We start from the raw sequence: 19,838 nt of genomic DNA on the forward strand, positions 1-19,838 counted from the left end.
CTCACCCCCACCTGTTCACTATTGCATCAACCATCTTCTGGGTCACAGATATCCCGATGGTTTCTAAGAATGCTCGGTCCTCTTCAAACAGACCTTCCTTGATGACGCGCGCGCAGAACTTCTGTCCCAACATTGATAACTTGAAGCCTTGAGCTACAGGGTCAATCAGGCCATCTGCCTTCGCGAAAGCAAGTGCCTTGTTAAGGGTTGGGTCAACACCCCATGCTGGAAAGCTAATTTGATTTTCCTGAGAAGCAGCAAGCAGCTTCTTCTGACGCTCTGCATCCTTCAAGACCCAGTTAAATAGCTGCAACCTGATGAGACTCGATTGCTTAGCGCGCGACGCCAGGTGGAGAACCAGAAGAATCTGGGTAATCTTGTACATTGGCCTATGGTCCGGAAGGACTGATGATGGCCGTATCGTGAATTCAAACGAGAACATGGCTTATTCCCTTACGTCGAGCTGGCAAACAGCCAGCCACCGTGAGATGAGAAGGTCCACAGTCCGTTGAACACTGTTATGCGAAATAGCACCGCCCAGTTCCAGCGCGATTCGCTGGCTGAGCTCTTCTCGGATTTTTTCTACTAGCTCGTTGGGCTGACCGTTCCAGCGCAGCTGCTTCTTCTTCATCTCGTTGCCGTACTGGCCGATGACGTGATAGAGCTTTCGATATGCTTGAGGCGAAGCGCGCTCAATCTCAGCGAGGTTATCGTCGCATTGAAGGAATTCAGATTCAGTAATCTGATTGAGTTCCGCCAGCTCGTTATCGAATGTCGGCGAGCTAGACCTGGATTTCAGAAGAACCCTGTTCTTTCTTTCAATCAGGCTCAGATATTCCCGCGGCAGCCCTGGAAGAACGTCTTCCTTGGGCAGGATGGGGCCAATTTGAAGACCGACGCCATCAGTGCGGCGGCATTGCTCAAACTCGTTTGCATAGAAGCCAGCATCTTGCAACTTGATGTCGAAATCAGCATGCAGAAGCGGAATACCCCAGGCTTTCGCCTCGATTTCCTTCTTGCGAGCATGAACGTGCAAATCATTATCATCCACAATTGGCGTGACAAAAATCCACCGTTTAATCTGGATTCCAAGCCGCTTAGTCAGTTCGACTTCGTTCTTCTTGAGCTTGGGTATGTCGGTAGTAATCTTGTCGCGAATCGCTTCGTACAGCTCGTCGCGCGTATATTCTTTTTCAGGGCAATAGCACTGGAATACCGTGCCGTCAGAAGTCCAGCCTTCAATGCCAAAGTCTCCTGGAGAGGAGGCAGGCATGGGCTGGTACTCATCCCCATATTTGATTTTAAAAGCGGCTTGGCAATGACGCTCCCAACTGGTGCCATCAAAGTCGCCATACACAGTGCGAATCAACCGATGCTCCCCTTGCAATGCAGCGCTTTGACCGTTCATCACTCCATGATGAAGGGCCCCCAGGCTGAATACCGGTGCCGAGACCTGAACGGTCAGCCAGCACCATCCCCCACGCGGCATTCCCGTGCCGCAGTCTTTGTGAGTCGAGTTACTTGCATTTTCAGCTGTTAATGTTACGTGAAAATATGTATTTTTATTTAACCATTTGGTGTAAAAAGTTGCACCTGGTCAAGAATCGGTCATTGGCAAAAATGACAAATAAATATCATTTTGACAATTAAATGCTATCTGCTTTGCTGCTAAAAGTGGCCGGCTGGAGGACTAAATGAAGTCGACTGTGACAAGCCCTGCCGTTTTGAGTGATTTCATCGGCCTGAAACCCGCGTGTTACTGTCATAAAAGCACACTCCCTCTTCAACTGCGCCCAGCCACGTAGTTAATTGTTGTAAATAGCGTAGTGTGACATCCGATTATCAATGGCGCCGTGTGACAGGTGTTAGGGGAATTCTGATGGATATCGTAGAACACGCTCTTGCGATGCACGGGCCTTGCGTCAGCACGACGCTTGTCGCCACCTTGGTGGAAAAGTACGGCGTTACGGCCGTCAATGCCCGCCAGAAGGTCTCACGAAACAAGACCATTAAAAAATTGGCATACGTCAAGTTTCCTCGTAATGCCCAATTCATCTATTTCCAGAAAGACTATGCTTCCCCCATGTTTTGGGACGCGCTCATTCGCGACCTGTTGAAGCACAGCATTTCTCACGGCAGCGCCCTAGCCTGTCTCTTCGCACGCCGCGGCATCATGCCCAGGAAGCACTTCGAAATTGCGTGCGGAGCACCACTTGCAAAAAAGGGGCATCTCGCGCCGGCCAAAATATTGGAAATACTTCTTGCGTCCAAACTTGTCCAATTGGTCGACGTACCGGGAGTTGGCCAATGCATAGAACTTGGCAATCAACGTCTACCTGATGCAATAGAAGTTGCGAAGATGCGTGCGCGCCTACGGACCGAAGAGGTTTTACTTGGAGCAGTGCGAGATTGGGCGAGGGACCTGGGCTTTGTTAGCTACCAGAAGGTGGCTATCAGAGACGAGAACGAAGATGGAAAGCAGCCCCGCGTAGGCACTTTCAGCTGGGATTTGACCGGTCCATCCTATCTTTCGCCAATGCTCCAATGGAACGGAAGCGCACCGAAGCCAGGTTTTCTAGCCTGCGATGTGCTACTCGGCACCAACATTCGCGAAGAACATATTCGGCCATTCATCAATAAATGTAAGACTCTACGCAACCTGAAAAATGTAGGGCGCTGCCTGTACTTCTTTGTAGCTGATGGTTTTGACCAAAAAGCCTTCGCACTCGCACGTTCGGAAGGAATTGTTGCGGCAACGACCGAGACTCTTTTTGGCAAAGAGGTAGCAGAGGCACTCAAGAAGCTGACCAGCTTATTGACTGACCTGTATCCAAGCGCGGCCGGTCTTGAGCGTCTTGATGAGATTTTCACAAATCTGAAGCACATCGAAGGCGCAGCACTGAATCTCCGAGGGGCTCTTTTCGAATACCTGGTCGCGGAGTATGTACGCACTAACGAAGCCAGCACCGAAATCTCAATGAACCAGGTCGTACGCGACGAAATGGATGCAAAGGCCGAAGTAGATGTTCTAGTGACACACTACAAAAAACCCATGCGATTCATCGAATGCAAAGGATACAAGCCTGGTGGCACTGTTTCCGACAATGACGTTGAGCGATGGCTGAACGACCGCATTCCATTGATTCGCCGAGTAGCAGCAGCTCACCCTGATTGGCGAGATGTGGACCAAATATCTGAATTGTGGACTACCGGGAAGTTGAGCGAAAGAGCCCAAGCGATGTTTGCCGCAAAACAGGACGAAGTTCGGAAATTCAAACTGGTGCTTGTGAGCGGAGAGGAATTAGCCGAGCGCATATCGCAGTCCGGTAACACGTCGCTCAAGAAAACGTTCCGGCAGCACTTCTTCGACCATCCGTTGGAAAAGATAGACAAGGCTATTGAGAAGCGTAAGCGTCGCACTTCGATACCAGAGACAGCATGGCCGACAAGGCGTGAGGCCGATGAGTTGGCCTGATGCCCACCGCGCGCCAACTTAGCTCAAGAAAGGAAATAAATGGGGAAGAAAGTAATTCTCGCGGCGGTCTACTTCATCAATCAAATGCCGCAGGCGGAACGTGGAATTGTTCGCCGCTTGGTGGAAGACCTTGAAGCCCGCCGTGCTGCTGCTGAAACTCAAATAGATATTTTCGAAGCAAATATCGAGAATAAGTCAGAGCTCGAAAAGTTCTTCAAGGAAGTAACTGACAATGCTGCAAGTCATCAAGATGGCCATGTCATCTTCCATATTGATGCCCATTCCGACAAAACTGGGATTGAAGTGAATGGAGAGATGATTCCATGGAAGGAGTTCTTCACGCTGTTACGCTCAGTGAACAAAGCACTCCATGGGAGATTATCGATACACCTAGCGGCATGCCGTGCGGCCTGGTCCCTCAAAGTTGTCGATATCAACAAATCGGCCCCCTTTATGGGTCTGATTGCGCCGACGATTGATATAAGTGCGGAAGACAGCATCGCTATTTACCGTACATTCTACGAAATTGTTTTCGAACAGAGAAACTACAGGGCGGCCATGATGGCGATGCTTCACGAGGCCAAAGGTAGAAAAATTGGAATTCACCTCACGACCGCTGCACGCCTATTCTGCGATGGAGCAGCTTCTTTCTTAGAGAAGGAGAATACGGCCAAGAAGCGTCAGCAACGCCTAGAAACCATGGTGTCTACGATGAACAAACTTGGCTTCAATGGGCTTGCCTTTCGGAAGATGATGAGAACGATGACGAACTCAGACCCGATACCCTATTTGAACAAATCTTGGAGAAGATTCACGCTTCTCGATGTCTACCCAGACCTCATAGAGGAGGTTAAGGCGCAGATGCCACTTGAAATGCTTAAACTTCTTCGGGAGTAGTTGCGTATTTTTCGTGCCCACGCGGGCGGGTGCACGGTGGAGATGTAGGGAGAAATGCAGACTCAGCTTCACCCACATCCCTCCTGGCAGCCAGGCATCTGCATCGCTTATTTCTGACCCAGCAGCAAACGACTATCACCGCGGGTACACTTGATACCTTAAAAAAACAATCAAATGCATCTGTGGGGGTTGCATGAAAGAGAAGAAATATAGTGCGCTAGGGCGCCATCTGGCCGGGCTACGAGCGGATTTTGTGACGATTTCTTTTGCAGAAATCGAGGAAATTATCGGGGATACACTTCCGGCGAGTGCGCACAAACATCAGGCGTGGTGGTCGAACCAAACGACAAACACCCATAACTGGGCCCATCTCTGGCAATCGGCCGGCTGGCGCCAGGAGTCTGTGAATTTTGACCGGCAAGAGGTGTCCTTCAAACGGCAAAGCGCCAGCCTGCTTTCGACCTTGGCCAGCTTAGCTCCAAAAACGAAGGAAACCATCTATGACCTTCTAAACGTCGCGGGCATATCAACACAAAAATGGCACCAAAAGGCAAACGGCGATGTGGCCGGCGCCATTAAAGCCAACGGACGTTACTGCTACAACTGGTCCTTTGGGTCATTGCATGAAAAGTACGTACTTTGCCTATGGCACGACGACCTCAGAATCGAAGAAAATGACATCGTCACGTCTGAAAGCATGCGAGGACTGCGCGATTTCTTACGCGAGGACGCACGAAACCCCGAGACGAGCGAATCACAGCGAATTCGCGGTCTGATTCAAGCTGTTCGTGCAGACGAATTCGACCAAGCTGTAAAAGAATCCTATGACCGACGGATGCCTATATCGGTCATCATTGCACGTGGGGATAGACATGACAGAGAGCGCCAAGGCGAAGGTAGCTCTCACGTCCAATTTCGCGCACTAGACCCAATCCCCTGGTACGTTCACAACTACAACGAAGATAATGGTGAATATCTTCTAGTGCGAGGCTCAGAGCCTAAAGGCCTCCTGGACTCAATCTCAAGTGACGGAAACGACATGGACACCTGGAAACAGGATGTCCTCGGCGTCATCAAGCTTAGACAGGGCCAGACGGAGTTTCGCAATAAACTCCTGGCGGCCTATCGCAAGCAATGCGCGGTTACAAAATGCCGAGTAGAAGGATTGCTTGAAGCTGCACACATCCGCCCGCACTCTGAAGCGGTTAACTATGATGTCACGAACGGCTTGCTGCTTCGTGCCGATATCCACACACTATTCGACCTAAAGCTGTTGTTTATTGACAGCCAGCTGAAAGTGCGACTGGCCCCAGAACTGCTTGCCTCCGAGTACAAGCAATTGGAGGGGCGGGAAATCGTACATCCGCATAGCCCATCCGAAATGCCCAACCGGGATGCCTTGCAAGCGCGATTCAAAGAATTTCCGAAATGAGTGCGTTCGGATGTAGTGCTTTGCTTGTCATTGCAACTCCGATGTATCAACATTGCAACCTACCTTACAAAAATAGAGGGAAAGCCCGATGCAGACCAGCATCTCAATCCGGTATAAGGGGCCGGCGGTAGACAATGGCCTCATGGATGTCTACCAGGCAGCCAGCAATATGGTGGCCTTTTCGGAATTCATGGTCACTGCGGTGAAATCCAAGTACGGCGACCACACCGACGTAAAAGCAGAAGTTTCAGGCTTTGAACACGGCTCATTTGTCACCAATCTGGTCATGGACATCGCCGGGCCGGCAGCGACGCTCTTGGCGACTGTCTCAGCCAAAGATGTCTACTCGCTCGTCAAAGATGCAATGTCTTTGTGGAAATTCCTCAAAGGGGCGGCTCCAAAGGCTGTTTCGTACACCAATGAGAAAGGCATGCAGGCCAATGTGACCAATAACAATGGCCAAGTAATCCAAGTTCAGACTGAAGCCCTGAATCTCGTCTTAAGCGATAAAGGGGCAGAGACCGTTGGTCGCTTTGTTCGTGATGCCCTGCACAAATCAGGCATTGACTCAGTGAACATTGATGGCGCAAGCGACGCCTTGGCAGAAGTACAAAAAGACGAAGCTGATTATTTCGTCCCAATTGTTCGTGAGGAAAAACTCTCGGATAACGTGGTGACCATGTCACTCATTCTACTTTCGCCGAACTTCCAAGAAGGGAATAAGTGGAAATTCAGCGATGGCGACAGCAATAATTTCTCAGCCACAATGGCAGATGAAGACTTCGTACGTCGCGTGAATGAAGGCGAACGATTCGGAAAGGGCGACATGCTACAGGTTGAGATGCACATCCAACAGTACAAAGTCGGGCAGAAAATCAATACCGAACGCAGGGTCCTGAAAGTCATTCAGCATCATGAGCAACATACTCAGCCAGGACTTTTCGAGGGTTAATACTCTAGCTGCTCACTGGAACCAGTGCACGATGCCGACTGCATTCTCCGGTAGATTTCGTAGCGCAGCCACATTAACAGCACGTCAAATCAACACGGCATAGCTCTTAGCGAAACGGATGGATTTATCCACATAGGGTGTGACCAAATAGGAGCCATTCCAATGGCAGCCAAGTCGGGTCACTTGCCTCCCTCGGATGCAGCGCGCACGGACTTAGCAGAGCAATCCGAAAATCAGCGTTCGGCCGAAATCTCTTTGAGTAGCGCTCTTACTTTTTCGCGGTCTTTTTTCTTAAGAGCACCCCACTGGCGGACGACCTCCGCCAAACCATCGTCTTCGCAATAAAAGAAAGCAGTCGGCACGGATAACGCCACGCCTATCTTCTTCGCAGTCTCAAACGGCGGCTCGTGAGCACCAGTCTCATATCGACTGATACGTGCACTCGCGGTCGTTTCATCCAGACCAATCCTCACACCCAGCTGGTCTTGCGGAATATCCGCGTGCAGGCGTGCCTGGCGCAGACGTGCTCCGAAAACTATGGATGGGGTCTTTTTTGACATCCTACGATATTCGTAGAACGTGCTTGTGAAATCTCTACGAAATACGTAGACTTGCCGTAGAGAAATCGCAAAAATGGCGTTCTCTCATATACCAAACAAGGAAAATAAGGATTCCGGGGGGAATTATGCTCGACGCTCTCAACATCCTGAATGGGGTGTTTCTGAGCACCACGCTGCTAACCCTCCACGAACTGCACCTTGATATCTACTGCGAAAAGATGTGAATAATGGAAGAGCCAGATTTTCCTGCAAAAAATACTAAGAAATAGAGCAGAATTGCTCTGCAAGAGTAACCCAGTACATCATCCCCGTTTCAAGAACATCATCATTGAAGTCATATAGCGGGTTATGTAACTTGGCGCTAGGGCTTTCACCATCAACGCCTAACCAGATATAAGCGCCTTGCTTTGCCTTCAGCATGAAAGCGAAATCTTCTGAAGCCATTGACGGAACGCAGTCAAATAAAACCTTCTCTTCACCCACTAATTCCTGCGCAGCCTTAATAGCGACATCTGTTTCATGGTGATGATTGATGGTTGGCGGGTATCCATTCGTGTAGCCCACTTCGGCCTGGCCACCACTCATGCAGGCAATCGATTGAGCGACCTTCCGAATTTGCTCTTCGATGTAATTCTGCAGCTTCTCGGAGAAGCAACGAACCGTACCGCGAATTACAGCGCGGTCAGGGATGACGTTCCACGCATCCCCACCGTGAATCTGTGTCACCGTCAAGACTGCAGATTCATTAGGAGAGACCTTCCGACTGATGATGGTATTGAGCGCCACCACAATTTGGCTGGCAATCAGCAAGGGGTCTATACCCGACTCAGGCATCGCGGCATGGGCTCCTTTGCCAAGGACGGCAATCTCAAATGTATCCAACGCGGCCATCATCGGCCCATGATTGATTGCAAAGGTCCCAGCAGGTAAACCGGGCCAGTTATGCATACCAAAGACCGCATCACACGGGAATCTCTCGAAGAGTCCGTCTTCCAGCATGACCTTGCCTCCACCAAACGACTCTTCCGCGGGTTGGAAGATGAGATTGATGGTTCCACGCCAGTTCCGGTTCGCATTGAGATGTAATGCCGCCCCCAAGAGCATGGATGAATGTCCATCATGGCCGCAGGCATGCATCTTCCCAGCCACTTGAGAACGATGAGAGAACTCGTTGGCCTCCGTTACCGGTAGTGCATCCATATCGGCGCGTAGACCGAGACTGGGACCATCTCCATTCCGTATAACTGCGACCAATCCCGTCTTACCGATTCCCTCATGCACCTCAATACCGGCATCACGAAGCTTTCCGGCAATGAGCGCAGCAGTTCGATGTTCTTCAAACGCGGTTTCGGGATGTGAGTGAATGGCGTGCCTGCATGCACGCATAATGCTAACTAGGGTATTGTTTGACATAAGTTGCCTTACGAAATGAGTACGTCAATTTTTGTTCTACACACGATATATGCCCAAAAGGTTCATCAGCATCTTGGTTCTACTTACGGCGACAAGATTTCCTCAATGGCCGCAATTCAGGGAATCCTTCAAATTTCACTGCTGAGAAGGCTAATTGCCCGCCAGCGGGATTCCCGATACCTTGCTCTTATTTTCAAGCTTAAAGGTACTCACGGCCGACGACAGCGCAGTGGAGTGTTGCTCAAGCATCGACGCGGCAGCACTCACTTCTTCTACAAGTGCGGCATTCTGTTGAGTCATTTCATCCAGTTCGGAAACAGCGGTATTAATCTGTGTAATACCGGTGCTTTGTTCGTTCAGTGACGCGCTGATTTCGGCAATAATTCCCGTGACGCTAGAAACTCCAGCGACGAGTTCATCCATCATTGCGCCTACATCCTTCACACGCTCAGCCCCACGTCCCACCGTAGCCTGAGATGCCTCGATGAGTGACTTGATTTCTTTGGCGGCTGCGGCACTTCGCCCGGCAAGACTACGCACCTCGCTTGCGACAACGGCAAATCCTCTGCCATTTTCTCCGGCTCGAGCGGCCTCGACCGCTGCATTCAGTGCCAGAATATTCGTCTGGAAGGCAATACCGTCGATAACACCAATAATGTCTGCAATCTGCGTGGAGGCCTTGGCAATCTCCAGCATTGTTTCGACACTACCGCCAACAACCAGTCCACCTTTCTCTGCCAAGGAGGTGGCTTGAGCCGCCAATCTGTTGACCTGGGTCGCAGCCCCGGCTGATTGTTGAACGGCCCGAGTGAGGTCCGCGAGGGCAGCAGATGTTTCTTCAAGACTGCTTGCCGCGATTTCGGTACGTCGGGACAGGTCCAGGTTACCGGCATCAACCTCGCCGGTAGCGACCTTGATAGCGTCAGCGCCGCGGCGAATCTCAATCAAAATCGACTGGATATGCTCGACAAACTTATTGAATGACAGCGCAATCTGTGCGATTTCGTCCCCACCGTCAACATTTAGACGTTGAGTAAGGTCACCACTGCCTGCGCTGATGGCATCCATCGCATCGCGTGTTGCTGATAGTCGCTTGAATGACTTGGCGCTCAACGCGGCGCTGACGATTGCCGCAACGATGGTCAGCACGATGATGAGAGAAAGGGTCGCATAGACCACATCCAACAACGCAGACGTCGCTTCAGTCTTATCCAAGGCCACGACCAGATACCAATCTGTACCGGTAATTGCCTTGACCTTCAACAGCTTCGGCGCACCATCCAAGGAAATGGTTGGCATGTCGGAAGAGTTGGCCAGCCCCGAAACACGGTCAGTCGTAAGCTCTGGAGAAATGGCGGACGAACTCTTCAGAACAAGAGCATTATCCGGATGGGCCAATACCTGGTCGGCCTTGCTGACGACGAAACTATAGCTGGATGGCGTTGGCTTGATTGCAGAGACGACATCCTTCAGGCCTGAAAGCGAGACCGCACCTTGAACGACTCCCGCAACGGCACCATTGCGTATCATTGGTTCTGAAAATGCCACGAACAGTTTCCCCGTACTTGCGTCACCGTAGGGCTTCGTGACAATCAATTTCCCTGCCTCTAGCGCCTGTTTGTACCAAGGACGGGCCGTAGGGTCGTAGCCGGCAGGAACAGCAGAATCGGTGGTAAAGAACGATTTGTCCGCCCACCCTACCGCCGTCGTCGTGAAACCACCGGCAGATGCCATGTGTTTTACCAGTCCTTGCGGGTCACCATGCTCGACGTCCTTGGCAGCAGCATTGACCTGCGTAACTTTTGCTTCAACCCACTTTTCTACCGCGAGTGCATTGCCACGAGCGATTTCGTCAAGGTCATGATTCAAGGACTTCGTCATGCTTTCATTAACAATGAAGTAGGTAGCGATACCTGTAATGCTTAAAGCGATGATGACCGTGACGGATGAAATCAACAAAATCCGCGACCGGAAGGAACGGAGGAGCGAGAATTTCATGGCTGGCTGCTTTCCAATATTGGCGTTACGAATTTTTGGCGAAGCAACTTCCTCCCAACACAGGGATATCTGCGATGTTGCTTCAGGAAGTTGCGTTAAGTGAGCAGGAATGCCTGACTGTTAACATTCAATGATGTTGACAGCCAGCCCTCCGCGTGAGGTTTCTTTGTACTTTGTTTTCATGTCTGCACCGGTTTCCTTCATGGTCTTGATGACCGAATCCAGTGAAACGAAGTGTGTCCCATCGCCGCGCATCGCCATACGTGCAGCATTGACCGCCTTGCTGGCACCCATCGCGTTACGCTCGATGCACGGAATCTGCACCATGCCACCAACCGGGTCGCATGTCAGTCCGAGATTGTGTTCCATGCCTATTTCAGCGGCGTTCTCGACTTGCGGAACGGTCCCACCCATCACGGCACAAAGGGCTGCTGCCGCCATTGAGCAAGCGACCCCGACCTCACCCTGGCAGCCGACTTCCGCACCAGAAATCGAGGCGTTGAGCTTGTAAAGGATGCCGATTGCCCCAGCCGTGAGGAGAAATTCTACGATGCCCTTGTCGCTAGCGCCCGGGAAGAACCGCTCGTAATAGTGCAGCACCGCAGGAATGATACCGGCCGCCCCGTTGGTGGGCGCTGTCACGACACGACCTCCACAGGCATTTTCTTCATTGACGGCCATTGCATATAAGTTGAGCCAGTCGAGCACGGACAGCGGGTCCGCAAGGCCGCGCTCACCATGTTTGCTCAGGTGCTTGTAGAGGTCAGGTGCACGACGACGCACCTTCAGCGGACCAGGCATCGGGTCCAGTGAATGACATCCCCGCTCGACACAAGCCTGCATTACCGACCAGATTTCCAGTAACTTGTCGCGGATTTCCCATTCCCGCCGCCAGGTCTTTTCATTCTCAAGCATGACTTCGGCAATGGACATTTTTTTGTCAGCACAGACTTTGAGCAACTCATCGCCAGTCTTGAAAGCGTACGGCAAACGGTCGGCCGCATGAATCACCTGAGTATTCGCGGCACCGGCAGTGACGACGAAGCCACCACCGACAGAGAGATATGACTTGCTTGCCACCAGCTCCTGTTCTGCGCCAAACGCGTCGAACTTCATCCCATTGGGGTGCTCTTGCATCGCTTCGCGGCGATAGAACAAGATGTGCTCCTTCTCAACGAAACGAATCCGGTGGTCATTCAGCACCTTCAGTGAGCCTGACTCGCGCATTGCCACGATAAGGCCGGTGGCCAGGTCTGGATTAAGGGTCTCCGGTGCATGGCCCATCAAGCCCAGAATTACTCCCTTGTCCGTGCCGTGTCCTTTCCCTGTGGCCCCTAAGGAACCATACAAGACCACTTTTACTTCCCGAATGGCTGGGAGAAGCGATTCCTCCTTCAAGTGATTAGCAAACATCAGCGCGGCCCGCATTGGTCCGACCGTATGGGAGCTGGAAGGGCCAATACCAATCTTGAAGATGTCGAAAACGCTCACAGCCATTATTTGCTCCATTTGAAGGGGATATATCCCCCTTCTTATTAGCGGTGGAAGAACTCTGCGACCAGAGTAGCGCCCAGGAAGGTGCCAGCATTTGCGGCAAATGAAACCAGGACAATGCGCCAGCCCAGACGACGGAAAGCAGGAAGGTCCTTGGCCAGGGACAATCCCGCAAACGTCAACATGACAGGCGTCACGGCCAAGAAATTGATTTTCCCGGTAATGGCGACCATCTGCGCATCCCATGGAAACAGCGGCGAGGTAATCGCCATTGCCACTAAGGATACCCAGCAGACTGCAGGAATCTTACGGCCGGTAATGCGTGCTAGCAAATCGCCGATAGCCACGGCGACCAGCATCACCACCATGCCTGGGAAAGTATCTGCCAAACTGGTGCCGTACAGAATCCGGTCGCTAACCATGGTCAGCCCAGCTGCCACAATCCATACACCCCATTTTTGCACTTCGCTCAGCTCTGGGACTTCAGCGTGGTCATTGGCCGAAACTTTACTCTGGTCGGTCGAGGCTTTGGTAGTACGACCAAGAATCGGCTCCAGAAAACGGTAGCCGTAAACCGCCAACGGCAATGAAATAAACAACGTGAAGTACGTACCGATTGTGGTGGTAATAAGGTTACTAGCGGCAGCAAAGGTCATCACATCCTTGGCGACCTCTGGTGTCTGCTGCGCGGCAATGGCACCGGATGCAGCGGCCATCATGCTGCCCGAGCCTACGCCCGAGCCCATCGCTAAGGAAATGGGATGGAAGATATTCAGGCTAGCGACGAAGCCTGCTAGAACGGCGATAAATACTGCACCAAAAAGGGTCCCAGTCAGATATTCAGCCAGGACGCCCCGACCTTCAGGCGAATCCATACCGTAGCGCTCGCCGATGATGGCTAGGCTAGGTTCGCGGCCGACGGAGAAGGTGGCGCCGATAGCCTCTCGCTTGATACCCAGCAATAGCGCCAATGGCAAGCCAATCAGAATGGTTCCAACAAAGTGGCCAAGCTCTTGGAATGCAAGGGCCCATCCGGCAGCGGCCAGCTTAGGGAGCGAGTTACCGACCATCAGGCCCAGCTTTGCAATAAACAGCAGCAGCGCGGGCTGCAGAACAGCAGCAGCACGGAACTGCAAAGCCGTATCCACCCGGAACAAAGGCGGCATGGATTGACGAAAAACACCCAACAGCCCCCCCATGATGATGGCCCAGACCATCGGAAGCAACACAACTTTACCCGGCCCAACATTGAAAGTCACCGAACCAATCCAGTCGGCCGCCAGCATGACGATTGCGGTAAAAATATACAGCTTGAGGAACGGGAACTTGGTATCGCTCCCGACAACATGGCCTGCGTAGGTACCTTGCATTTTCCTTCTCCCTTACATAAACAGAAACCACTTCGCACGGGGCAAAGTGGTGTTTTTGAATTTTATGATTGGTTGCTGCGGGTTATGCGTAGCCAAAAGGTGTGGCCGGATTCGCCGAGGTCTCCACCCAGACGCTCTTGGTTTGCGTGTAGTCGTAAAGTGCTTCCATGCCGCTCGAACGACCGTAGCCACTTCTGTTGAAGCCGCCGAACGGCGATGCAACGTTGATGGTCTTGTAGCTGTTAATCCAGAACGTACCTGCATTCACCTGAGCCGCGATGCGGTGACCACGCGCCACATCCTTAGTCCATACTGCACCGGCCAGACCGAATTCACTGTCATTAGCAAGGGCGATAGCTTCTTCTTCACTTTCGAAGGGAATCGCGACTGCAACCGGACCGAAGATTTCGGTCCGGGAGACGTCCATAGCGTTCGTAGCGTTGGCCAGCAGCGTCGGACGCACGAAGTAGCCGTCTTCAGAATAGTTGGTGCTACCAGCGACCAATGATGCGCCACCTTCTATGCCCTTTGCCACCATGTGTTTGATGTGCTCAAACTGCTTCTGGTTGTTGATGGGGCCAACTTCGGTGGCATCCTCCAGCGGTGCACCGACCTTGATTTTTTGCGCGCCGGCAGCGACTGTTTCTACGAATTGGTCGTAGACCTTGCGGTGAACCAGGATGCGGGAGCCTGCAACGCAGCTCTGGCCGGCGCCCGAGAAGATAGCTCCTTGCGCACCATAAGCGGCTAGACGCAAGTCAGCGTCATCGAACACAATGTTCGCAGACTTGCCTCCCAGCTCCAGAACACATGGCATGACGCGCTCGGCAGCGGCCTTGGCGATGAGAGCGCCGGTTCCTGGCGAACCAACGAAAATCACCTTCTTGACTGCCCAAGTACTCATTGCCTTGGGTACCATGGTTTGACCAAGACCTGCCAGGACGTTGATAAGACCGACGGGGATGCCTGCTTTTTCACACAGGCTGGCGATGGCCAAGGACGAGAAAGGCGTCAGTTCGGATGGCTTCAGCAGAATTGCGTTGCCAGTCGCCAATGCCGGTGCCAGCTGCCAGCCGCAGGTGAAGGCCGGTGCATTCCATGGTGTCATCTGGAAGACAGTGCCGTAGGGCTCTCGACGTGTGTAGTTCAGATGCGAGGTCGGGACGGGGATGACTTCACCGTAGAATTTGTCTGCCCAGCCGGCGTAATACTCGAACATCTCGGCGACCTTCTGCATTTCGCCACGGCAGTCGCGAATCGGCTTGCCGGATGACATCGATTCCAGACGTGCCAGCGGCTCGGCCTGTTCACGAATCTTGGCACCGATACCGTACATCACACGACCACGGGCAGCATGGGTCAGCGCCCACCACTGCTTTTGCGCTTTTTCGGCTGCTACAGCGGCAGCTTCGACCGCGCTGGCACCGCCATCCTTATAGGAGATGGTGGGCTTGCCAGTTGCGGGGTTGAAGAGCTGGATGGAATCGCCACTGCCGGCAACCAGCTCGCCGTTGATGTAGGAGCCGACTTCCTTGGCACCCGGGAAGAAATGGGAAAAAGCCAGAATCAGGTTTTCTGCGTCGTTCTGTTGCATGTTATTTACTCCGATGGGGTGTGATTATTTCTCGATGTACTGGACGATGCGGTTGAAGTCTTCGGGGTCCTCGATACCCTCGATGCTCTTCGCCCAAAGGCGGCCCGCTTCCTTCGCCAGCGGTGTCGGTGCTTCCGTTTCCCGGATGAGATTCATAGCCAAGCGCAGGTCCTTACGCATCAGCTTCATCGTGAAGCCGGAGTTAAAGGCACCGTTGAAAATCCAGGTGGGGAAGAAGTTGTCGATGACTTTGCTGCCAGCGGAGCCGGCACTCAGGCCTTCAAAGATTTGCTGCGGGTCCAGACCTGCGGCGGTGGCAATACGCGCAGCTTCGCCCGAAATCAAGAGGTGTGTACCTGTGACCAGGTTATTGAGCAGCTTGGCGACGTGGCCGGCACCGACCGGACCAACATGTACACGCTTGCCGCTCATGACGGACAGAACTGGCTCGATGCGGTCAATGACTTCCTTGTCGCCGCCCAGAACCATACCCATGGTCGCAGTTGCAGCGCCCTTGGGACCTCCGCTGACGGGACCGTCAACGAAGTCGATGCCGGCAGACTTCAGCTCAGCGGCGATTCGGCGGGTGCTGTTGGGGTCAGCGGTGGTTGTGTCCACGATGACCAAGCCCTTTTTGCCGTGCCGCAGCAAACCGTCTTCGCCAAGAACAACCTTCTCCACGATATCGGAGGTCGGCAGCGAGAGCACAACCATATCCACAGCTTCCGCCAGTTCCGCAATGGAGCCCGCACAGGCCAAGCCTTCTTGCGAGATGGTCGCACGCGTCACTTCCACGGCGTCAAAGCCCAGAACATCATAGCCACCGCGCTTCAACGAAAACGCCATGCCCTTGCCCATATTGCCCAGGCCGATAACCCCAATCTTCTTCATTCCGTTCCTCTGCTCAGTTAATAAATCACCAAATGAATGCGCCCCGCCTCATAAGGATGCACAGAATCGCACCAAAATTGCGCAATGCAGCAAATAACAGGTGTAAGGCACAACTTGCTGGTAGATGAGTGCCTTTTAGCTGAACTTGCATCGCATGACGTTGAGTTTGGAGTCTTTGGCAATTACAATCAATGTGCACGGATAATCTTTATTGTTCTAATTTGGAGAACTTGAAATGAGCGAGATGTTGAATGAAAACCGTCTCTCCTATTTGTTCGAAGCAGTCAAAACGGGGACGGTGAGAGCGGCGGCCGATTCGTTGGACATCGCGCCATCGGCAATCAGTCGGCAGATAAGCCTGCTCGAACAAGAGCTGGACGTTCCCCTCATTGAGCGACACAAACGAGGGGTTAGCCCTACCGAGGCGGGAAAGCTGCTCATCGAATATTTCCGCGAACAACGTTCGCACCAGTCGGATTTACTGACGAAACTTCAGGAGATTCGAGGCCTGCGCCGCGGCTCGATAAACGTCATCATGGGTGAAGGTTTCATCTCTGACATGGTGAGCGGCCCCATCAAGCAGTTTTGCAAGAAGTACCCCGAGATATCGCTGGTTCTGGACCTGGCCGGAACGAACGAAGTCGTCAGCGCTGTAGGGTCTGACGAAGCGGAGATTGGACTAGTTTTCAACCCGCCTGTTGACCCGAAGATTGTCAGTCGCGCCATTGCCAAGCAGCCGATGTACGCGATTGTGGGAAAAGAGTTCCCTCTTCTGGGGAAGGTCGAGTCAGTGACGTTGCGGGACTTGGCCAGCTATCCAATGGCGCTGACGCACCTTGCCTATGGAACACGTCAACTGGTTGAAGCAGCGATGCTTATCGAGAAGGTGCGCTTCTCTCCCACCATTACGACGAACTCCATTGCCATCTTGAAGCACTTCGTGAAATCAGAATTGGGCTTTACCCTGCTTCCACTGTTCGCCGTTACAGCGGAAATGTCTAACGACGAGCTCTATACAATCCCCGTCCGAAACACCCTCTTGGCCCGCTCGGAGGCGCATCTGATTACGCGGACAGGCCGGAAGCTATCCCTTGCAGCAGACCGTCTACTGCAGCACCTGAGTACAAGGATGAAAGCATTCCAAATTTGATGGCCGAAAAAAGGGCCCCACACGGGGGCCAAAAGGGAAGGTACTGCGTGGTACTCGTTACAGCTCACACCTTATGCTCTCTGGAATTCCATAATCACATTGCCACACTGGTCAGGTGAGATGACATAGCTTCCACTGGGCGACTTCTGGAAACGCACACCATTTTCTTGCCAGATATTTTCCAGGTTCGCGAATTGAGGTGTAGAAACCGAGATTGAAATGCCATGCGCTTGGTCTTCATCATCCCACTTCGGAAAGTCAACCTCCCCCAGAAGCGCTTTGGCAACATCCTTTGTGGCAATTCGAATCAATCCACACCCTGTATCGGCCACCACCAGACCATCACTCACCGTCACGGCCGATTTACCATAGAACTGCTCGTAGCGACGCGCCAGTAGCTTGGGCTCAGGTGCTACGTAGGTCACCGCAGTGACCGCATTGACCTCGTTCGGGTGTTTCTGCCACTCAGGAATCCAGATGAGCTCCGGCCGATGCTGGTGACAGATGAAGTTAGAGACATCGCGCTGCTCCTCATTCATGAACAGCCCCAGAGAGACAACCGCCACATCTGGCGTACCATCTGGCTTCTTCATGTTGCGGACGAAGTCAATTTGTCCTTGACTCTTCAGACCGCGCTCCATCAACAACTGATGGTCTCCCTTGCCATCCTTGCTGTGCAACGCCACCAAGCCGAGACCTTCGACCCGGTCAGTGAAGTTGCCCACATTGCTCCCGTAGCAAAAGCCGTTGACAGCGTTCGTACCAAACTTGGAAGCGTCATGCACCGCGATGATTTCGATGAAGTTATCGACGAACATCAGCAGCGAGAGTGTCGTTCCCCAAGGGTGATACCCGACAGGAGTAGGAGCAAATCCGAGCTTCTGAAATTGCTTGCGGACGTGCTCGAAGTCGCGAACGGTCACGACCGGATGGTCAATACCAAATTGCGTTTGTGCCATATCTACCTCTTTTGAGCCTGAGTGGATGTTGATTTGAAGTCTGCGTCGATGGCGTCAAGACGCTCAGGAACGTCGCCAATCTCCTTGGCGGGAATGCCGGCCACAACCTTGCGAGCACCAACGCTCTTCAGCACGACGCTGGAGGCAGCCACCAAGGCGCCAGGTCCCACTTCAATGTTTCCTAAAATTGTCGCACCCGCACAAACGGTTGCCCCCTTGCGAATTTTGGGATGCCGGTCGCCGGCCTGAGTCAACGTGCTGCCCAGGGTGACGCCATGCCAAATGTTTACATCGTCTTCAATAACAGCGGTCGACCCGACAACGAGCCCCATACCGTGGTCGATAAATACCTGCTTGCCGATACGCGCAGCAGGGTGAATATCGATGCCGTACTGGATGGCGCTCCAGTTCTGAATCATTGCCGCCAACTGGTGCTTGCGCTCCACCCACAGCGCATTTGTAATGCGATAAACCTGAAGTGCCTGAAAGCCGCGAAAGCTGAGGAATCCCGTCAGTAGGTCAGGGCATGCAGGATTGACCGCATCCAGCTTTTCCAAGTCGAGCGCGGCGAACTCGGAGATTTCCGGTGTGCGTTCGAGAACGGTCTTGAACTCGCCAAAGAGTTGGATGGCCTCAGGGGCCGATGCCTCAATCGCTTGCGCAAGCGTGGCTGCCAGAGCTGCTTCGAACGACGGCTGCGCAAGAATCAGTTGGTCAAGTGTCCCTCCCAGCAGCGGGGTCGTGGCCTGGAGCTCCTTTGCTTGTGCAAACAGAGCGTCCCAAATCTCTGGCACCTTGCAACGGTCCCCTGTCCCCTGCGCCAGTCCGGCGCTATCTAGTGCTGTCATTGGTCTTTCCTTTACAACGTTCAATGCACTATTTCCTAGTGCTTCAGTACCCGCGACAGGAACGAACGCGTCCGTTCCTCCTTCGGGCTATCGAAGATGTCCTCCGGGCTGCCGGCCTCCAGTACCGTTCCGCGGTCGATAAAGACGACGCGATTCGCAACTTCACGCGCGAAACCCATCTCATGCGTCACAATGACCATCGTCATTCCCTCGTTGGCCAGCTCCCGCATGACATCAAGGACTTCGCGCACCATCTCGGGGTCCAACGCGGAAGTGGGCTCATCGAACAGCATGACGTGGGGTTCCATGGCCAGGGCACGCGCAATGGCAACACGCTGCTGCTGTCCTCCTGACAGTTGTCCGGGATATTTCATTGCGTGGTCCTGCAGGCCGACGCGCTTCAGCAGCCGCATCCCGTTTTCCTCGGCGTCCTTTTGGTTCTTGTGCCGCACGCGCATGGGTGCCAGTGTGATGTTCTCCAGTACCGTCATGTGTGGGAACAGGTTGAACTGCTGGAAGACCATCCCTACACCTTTTCGAACGTCGGTCAGACGCTTATCGTCGCCGATTTCACGTTCCTCTTCGCAAGGAAGTTCGCAGCCATCGACTAGAATGCTCCCCTTTTGAAATACTTCCAGACCATTGATACAGCGAATCAGCGTTGATTTTCCCGAACCGCTGGCACCGATGACCACAACCACCTCACCACGGCCGATTTGAAGGTCAACACCGCGCAGCACCTGCACCGGACCGTAGGCTTTGTTCAGATTACGAATAGAAACAATCGCATTCATTCAGATTTCCT

17 protein-coding genes are annotated in these 19,838 nt (G+C 52.9%); 5 read left to right on the plus strand and 12 right to left on the minus strand.

Translation table 11 applies throughout. From position 1 onward, the window contains the following. Position 1: 1 nt before the first annotated feature. Complete coding sequence (locus AACH55_RS23115; protein ID WP_338716996.1) at positions 2–385, minus strand: hypothetical protein; 384 nt, start codon at positions 383–385, stop codon at positions 2–4. A gap of 60 nt (positions 386–445) precedes the next feature. Beyond that, positions 446–1,408 carry a hypothetical protein gene (locus tag AACH55_RS23120; protein ID WP_338716997.1) on the minus strand — a complete coding sequence of 321 codons (963 nt, stop codon included), beginning with the start codon at positions 1,406–1,408 and terminating at the stop codon, positions 446–448. Positions 1,409–1,879: 471 nt separating this feature from the next. On the opposite strand from AACH55_RS23120, the gene AACH55_RS23125 reads away from it, so the two are divergent. The 4 genes from AACH55_RS23125 (at position 1,880) to AACH55_RS23140 (ending at position 6,756) form a co-directional block, all read left to right on the plus strand. Next, entirely contained in the window at positions 1,880–3,475 is a 1,596-nt protein-coding gene (locus tag AACH55_RS23125; RefSeq protein WP_338716999.1) for a hypothetical protein, read from the plus strand. A 39-nt stretch (positions 3,476–3,514) separates the two neighbouring features. After that, the gene (locus AACH55_RS23130) at positions 3,515–4,372 is read left to right on the plus strand and encodes a hypothetical protein (RefSeq protein WP_338717000.1); all 858 of its coding nucleotides are present in this window, start codon (positions 3,515–3,517) and stop codon (positions 4,370–4,372) included. 193 nt (positions 4,373–4,565) lie between these two features. Then, entirely contained in the window at positions 4,566–5,804 is a 1,239-nt protein-coding gene (locus AACH55_RS23135; protein WP_338717001.1) for an HNH endonuclease, read from the plus strand. 88 nt (positions 5,805–5,892) lie between these two features. Continuing rightward, positions 5,893–6,756: a hypothetical protein gene (locus AACH55_RS23140; protein WP_338717002.1), complete on the plus strand. Its 864-nt coding sequence runs from the start codon at positions 5,893–5,895 to the stop codon at positions 6,754–6,756. A gap of 233 nt (positions 6,757–6,989) precedes the next feature. Here the strand turns inward: AACH55_RS23140 and AACH55_RS23145 are convergent, their stop codons facing one another. The 7 genes from AACH55_RS23145 to AACH55_RS23175 form a co-directional block, all read right to left on the minus strand. Continuing rightward, positions 6,990–7,316 carry a helix-turn-helix transcriptional regulator gene (locus tag AACH55_RS23145; RefSeq protein WP_338717003.1) on the minus strand — a complete coding sequence of 109 codons (327 nt, stop codon included), beginning with the start codon at positions 7,314–7,316 and terminating at the stop codon, positions 6,990–6,992. 258 nt (positions 7,317–7,574) lie between these two features. After that, positions 7,575–8,729, minus strand: coding sequence for a M20 aminoacylase family protein (locus tag AACH55_RS23150; protein WP_338717004.1), 1,155 nt, complete (start codon positions 8,727–8,729; stop codon positions 7,575–7,577). Between the two features lie 150 nt (positions 8,730–8,879). Further along, positions 8,880–10,727: a methyl-accepting chemotaxis protein gene (locus AACH55_RS23155; RefSeq protein ID WP_338717005.1), complete on the minus strand. Its 1,848-nt coding sequence runs from the start codon at positions 10,725–10,727 to the stop codon at positions 8,880–8,882. Positions 10,728–10,847: 120 nt separating this feature from the next. Next, on the minus strand, positions 10,848–12,224 hold the full coding sequence (locus tag AACH55_RS23160) for an L-serine ammonia-lyase (protein ID WP_338717006.1): 1,377 nt from the start codon (positions 12,222–12,224) through the stop codon (positions 10,848–10,850). Between the two features lie 38 nt (positions 12,225–12,262). Then, entirely contained in the window at positions 12,263–13,591 is a 1,329-nt protein-coding gene (locus AACH55_RS23165) for a DUF3100 domain-containing protein (protein ID WP_338717007.1), read from the minus strand. Positions 13,592–13,673: 82 nt separating this feature from the next. Continuing rightward, positions 13,674–15,185 (minus strand): aldehyde dehydrogenase family protein, encoded by a 1,512-nt coding sequence (locus tag AACH55_RS23170; RefSeq protein WP_338717008.1) that lies wholly within the window; start codon positions 15,183–15,185, stop codon positions 13,674–13,676. A gap of 24 nt (positions 15,186–15,209) precedes the next feature. Then, positions 15,210–16,076 carry an NAD(P)-dependent oxidoreductase gene (locus tag AACH55_RS23175; protein ID WP_338717009.1) on the minus strand — a complete coding sequence of 289 codons (867 nt, stop codon included), beginning with the start codon at positions 16,074–16,076 and terminating at the stop codon, positions 15,210–15,212. Positions 16,077–16,311: 235 nt separating this feature from the next. On the opposite strand from AACH55_RS23175, the gene AACH55_RS23180 reads away from it, so the two are divergent. Continuing rightward, complete coding sequence (locus AACH55_RS23180) at positions 16,312–17,226, plus strand: LysR family transcriptional regulator (protein WP_338717010.1); 915 nt, start codon at positions 16,312–16,314, stop codon at positions 17,224–17,226. 71 nt (positions 17,227–17,297) lie between these two features. Here the strand turns inward: AACH55_RS23180 and AACH55_RS23185 are convergent, their stop codons facing one another. The 3 genes from AACH55_RS23185 to AACH55_RS23195 are packed head-to-tail and all read right to left on the minus strand — an operon-like array spanning position 17,298 to position 19,827. Next, a complete protein-coding gene (locus tag AACH55_RS23185; protein ID WP_338717011.1) occupies positions 17,298–18,185 on the minus strand; it encodes a VOC family protein in 888 nt (295 codons plus the stop codon). 2 nt (positions 18,186–18,187) lie between these two features. After that, the gene (gene epsC / locus AACH55_RS23190) at positions 18,188–19,033 is read right to left on the minus strand and encodes a serine O-acetyltransferase EpsC (RefSeq protein WP_338717012.1); all 846 of its coding nucleotides are present in this window, start codon (positions 19,031–19,033) and stop codon (positions 18,188–18,190) included. A 35-nt stretch (positions 19,034–19,068) separates the two neighbouring features. Then, positions 19,069–19,827, minus strand: a complete 759-nt coding sequence (locus tag AACH55_RS23195; RefSeq protein WP_338717013.1) for an amino acid ABC transporter ATP-binding protein — start codon at positions 19,825–19,827, stop codon at positions 19,069–19,071. Positions 19,828–19,838: the final 11 nt, after the last annotated feature.

The organism is Herbaspirillum sp. DW155 (assembly GCF_037076565.1).
Classification (GTDB): Bacteria; Pseudomonadota; Gammaproteobacteria; order Burkholderiales; family Burkholderiaceae_D; genus Herbaspirillum.